The sequence below is a fragment of the Paenarthrobacter sp. CM16 genome (assembly GCF_013179505.1).
In the GTDB taxonomy this organism is placed as follows: Bacteria; Actinomycetota; Actinomycetes; order Actinomycetales; family Micrococcaceae; genus Arthrobacter.
Genome location: NZ_JABMCX010000466.1, coordinates 1 through 2,336, shown reverse-complemented (window position 1 = coordinate 2,336; position 2,336 = coordinate 1). Strand labels below are relative to the sequence as shown.

Annotated in this window: 2 protein-coding genes; one reads left to right on the top strand and one right to left on the bottom strand. The window is 60.3% G+C overall.

Going from position 1 to position 2,336, the window contains the following annotated elements; all coding sequences use genetic code 11:
* A partial coding sequence (locus HP499_RS23505; RefSeq protein WP_375154270.1) for a N,N-dimethylformamidase beta subunit family domain-containing protein occupies nucleotides 1-1,519 on the bottom strand: 1,519 nt, incomplete at its 3' end.
* A gap of 356 nt (nucleotides 1,520-1,875) precedes the next feature.
* On the opposite strand from HP499_RS23505, the gene HP499_RS23500 reads away from it, so the two are divergent.
* Nucleotides 1,876-2,336, top strand: a 461-nt coding sequence (locus HP499_RS23500) for an AAA family ATPase (RefSeq protein ID WP_172326458.1), incomplete at its 3' end; no start/stop codon positions are given.

Genomic DNA, 2,336 nt, shown 5'->3' with positions numbered 1-2,336 from the left:
TCATGCGGGTGTCGGCTGGAGCACCATTGCCATCGTGCACTTGGTCCAGGCCCCAGGTCCATTGGACGCTGCCGGCCGAGAAGACCAAGGCGCCGCTGGCTGCCCGGTACAAGGTGAGATTATGCGTGGTTGTCCCCGGAGCTACGGTGTTTCCGAAGTCCTGGAGATATTGTGGAACGTTTCCCACGGTGGTGGACAGCCGGATCAAACCTGCTGGACGGAATCCGTTGTCCAGGTCCTCGTTTGATTCGTAGCCCACAGTGTGGGGCGCAAGGGCGGCCGAGGATCCTGCAGCCATGGAGGCCAGTGAGGTGCTGCGCCACAGGCGGGTCTTACCTTCTTCGGCGGACACCCTTACGGGCAGGTCTGAGAAGTTGGACATATACAGCGTTCCGGTCAGGCCATTTTCAGGCAGGCCGCCGCCGTTGGCTTGGGCCGCAAAGCGGGGGTCGCGCCACGTGCCTGTCCACTGCGCAGTGGGATCAAGCTTTTCATTTGCCCACGTTTCCTTGTAACAAGTCAGCGTGCGGTTGGCGGCACCGTCAACAATCGATGGCTCGAACCGTGTTCTCCAGTACATTTCGTTGCCCGAAAGGAATTGGAGATTCACCCCTGCATCCCGCGCAGCCGTGACGTTGGCGCGTTGGGGACCTGACCAGTATTCGTCGTGTCCGACTGACAGGAATACCTTATGGTTCAGCAATTCGCTGCCGTTACGGTCAGCATCAAGGCCGCTGATGTAGCTGACGTCGTAGCCGTTCTGTTCCAGGAACCGCACCATGGGGTATTCGTTGGCGAAATAGAAGTCTCTGCCATCCGGACCGCCCCTGGTTGCCACAGGACGGTTGTAGCTGACCTTATAGGCGCGGCCGTTTACTCCTTGGTAAAAGTCTGCGCCGCCGTAGGAGTTGTAGGCTTGCCAGGTCTGGTCCGCGGTCTGGAAGACTACGGCGGATCGGTTACCGTCGTTGCGGACTATGAACGTGATGTGGCTCATACCGCCGGTGTCGGGACGCCGGAGAAGCGCAATGTACACGCCGGACACAGCAGTGGAGGGCACTTGCCACGTTGCGGACACCGCCCAGGTAGCACAGTCGTAAATTCCGGTGGTGACATCGGTCCGGCAAGCAGGTTGGTTTTGCCGGAGGACTGAAGGCGTGACATCGGCGATCTTTCGGGCTCCGTTGCCGGCGTACCAGCCTGTCCGGTAGATCGCGATGGTGTAGCTGGGTGCGTTGGTGTCAACCTTGAAACGGATGGGTTGGCCGGCGTTGACGCTGATCTCCGTGGAAAATCCCTGGATGGTGTCATCGCCCGCACCATCGATGTCCCACTCGGAGGGGGGACTTCCTGTCTTGGAGTTCTCGCACACCACGGGGTTGACCACGGGATCACAGGGCCCTGCGGCTACAGCTGCCGGGGCAGTGAAGGGTAAGAGGGCTGCCACCGTGGCGATCACCAAGGGGACTAAAAAGCCCTTGAAGACTCGCAGGGGTCGGGTGGATGAAGTACCGGGCATCAGAACTCCTGGGGGTGGCGCGCCGAAAAAGCGAATACGGGTCCGCGATTTCACGCACGGTCCCTGCTTGCCGCTCCCCAGCCAGGGTCAAACCAAGATCTTCAGTTGTGCAACACAGGCCATCAACACTTGTCTTGACGTTCCGAACATCGGGACCTGATCCCGCAACAGCCGAACCGAAATTCATGCTGCGGCAGGATCACCGGAACCAACAAGCCAAGTAGCCCTTGGCAGGAGTGTAGGGGCGTGGCTTGCCGACCACAAGGCGTTCCGGCAACAGATCCGTGGATTTCGTTCAAACGGCAGTAGATTTAGGGGACACAACCACCCGGGCCACCCAGGAGATCCGAAGCGCCTTGCACTTGAAAAGTTTGACTGTCCGAGGATTCAAGTCGTTCGCGTCGGCCACGACGTTCGACTTCGAGCCCGGAGTCACTGCTGTTGTCGGTCCCAACGGGTCAGGCAAATCCAACGTGGTGGATGCCTTGGCCTGGGTGATGGGGGAGCAGGGTGCCAAGACCCTCCGCGGCGGCAAGATGGAGGATGTCATCTTCGCCGGAACATCCGGCCGGCCCCCGCTGGGAAGAGCCCACGTGGCCCTCACCATAGACAATGCCGACAACGCCCTTCCTATCGAGTACAGCGAAGTCACGATCTCCAGGACGCTGTTCCGTACCGGTGGATCCGAGTACGCCATCAATGGTGCGCCGTGCCGGCTCCTCGATATTCAGGAGCTTCTGTCCGATTCCGGCCTGGGCCGGGAAATGCATGTCATTGTGGGCCAGGGGCAACTGGACCGGGTCCTGCACGCAACACC